The organism is Chamaesiphon sp. OTE_20_metabat_361 (genome assembly GCF_031364565.1).
The window spans coordinates 1-1,861 of record NZ_JANLWO010000702.1 but is presented as its reverse complement, the minus strand read 5'-3'; the positions used below and the strand labels follow the sequence as shown (position 1 = coordinate 1,861).

General features: G+C 50.3%; 2 protein-coding genes. Both read left to right on the top strand.

Annotation, left to right across the window (positions count from 1 at the left end; translation table 11 throughout):
- On the top strand, positions 1-1,110 hold a 1,110-nt coding region (locus RMO35_RS19820; protein WP_309743464.1), incomplete at its 5' end, for a TrpB-like pyridoxal phosphate-dependent enzyme.
- 115 nt (positions 1,111-1,225) lie between these two features.
- Positions 1,226-1,861, top strand: a 636-nt coding sequence (locus RMO35_RS19815) for a glycosyltransferase (RefSeq protein ID WP_396135701.1), incomplete at its 3' end; no start/stop codon positions are given.

Sequence of the window (1,861 nt, the reverse complement as noted above, 5' to 3'; positions counted from 1 at the left end):
CGTGCCCGCCGACTGGAAAAAGCTCTCGATACGCCTGCTAAGATTTACTACAAATATGAAGGCGTTAGCCCCGCTGGTAGCCATAAACCGAATACTGCCGTTGCCCAAGCCTATTACAACAAACAAGCAGGCATCAAACGCTTAATCACCGAAACCGGAGCCGGACAGTGGGGATCTTCACTGGCGTTCGCTGGTGCGCTCTTTGGGCTAGAAGTTGTGGTTTACATGGTCAAAGTCAGCTACAACCAAAAACCCTATCGCCGCGCCCTGATGGAAACCTATGGAGCCAGAGTTGTTGCCAGTCCTAGCACCGAAACTCAAGCTGGTCGATCGATTCTCGCAACGCATCCTAATAGTACGGGCAGTTTGGGCATCGCCATCAGTGAGGCTGTCGAAATTGCAGCGGCTGACGAGCAGAGCAAATATGCTTTAGGCAGCGTCCTCAATCACGTTCTCCTCCATCAAACTGTCATCGGACAGGAAGCCTTAGTCCAGATGGAAATGGCGGGTGATTATCCAGATCTAGTCATTGGTTGCACGGGTGGCGGTAGCAACTTTGCTGGTATTGCATTTCCGTTTCTAGGTGCCAAGTTACGCGGCGAACGCGACGTGGAAATTATCGCTGTCGAACCAGCGGCTTGTCCCACCTTGACTCGTGGTAAGTATGCCTACGATTTTGGCGATACGGCGCACTTGACACCGTTGATGAAGATGCACACCTTGGGTAGCACCTTCGTTCCTGAAGGCATTCATGCTGGCGGCTTGCGCTATCACGGGATGGCTCCATTAATGAGTCATGTAGTCGCGCTAGGTCTGGCTGAAGCCCGATTGGAATACCAATTAGGTTGTTTTGCGGCAGGATTGACATTTGCACGGTCTGAAGGCATTCTTCCCGCTCCAGAAGCGAATCATGCTGTCAAGGCGGCGATAGATGAAGCCCTCAAATGTAAGGAGTCCGGCGAGAGTAAGGTAATTTTATTCAATCTCTGCGGTCACGGACATTTTGATATGCAGGCATACATGGACTATCAAGCCGGAAAACTCGTCGATACCGAATATAGTTCGGCAGAGGTGGCAATGGCTCTGGCTGGATTGCCCTCCTTTGGTTAGTCTTTAGATATTCCCACAGAAAATTAATGGTGAATCGATCGCCTGCGGTAAACTACGCCAACGATATCCGATTCGATCTAACTATTCGCGAAGCTTGATAATTGCAGCAGATAATATGGCTAAATTTCTCATTTGTACAATTTCAGCAATAGGGCATGTGAGTCCGGCTCTGCCGATCGCGCGTGAATTAGTCGATCGCGGGCATCAAGTCTGTTGGTATACTGGAAGCGAATTTCAAGCGAAGATCGAATCAACTGGCGCACACTTTACTCCAGCAGTCGATCTCTCGCCAGAATGGCTGGCACAGTGGATGTCGCGTAGAAATGCGTTGCAGGGTGTCGCCCAACTCAAGTACGATCTCAAGTACGGTTTTATCGATGCCGCAGTAAAACAGGTTAAGGATTTGACGGAAATATTGCGAGATTTTCCAGCAGATGCCATTCTTGCGGATTTTTGTTTCTTGGGTGCTGCTTGGCTGCACGAACAGGGTGGGCCACCGTGGGCGGGGTTTAGCGTTTCGGCACTAGCATTTAGCAGTTGCGATACGGCTCCCTTCGGTTTGGGCATGAAACCAGATGCCTCCGCTTTCGGACAGTTCCGCAATCGTGGCTTGAACTGGTTGACCGATCGAGTCATATTTAAAGAAGTAACGGCTTACATGAACCAAGTTCGTGCCGAGCTGGAACTGCCGCCATCCCAGACGAGTTTCTTTAATATCATCTCCCCGTTTCTCCACTTAGTTGGCTCGGTG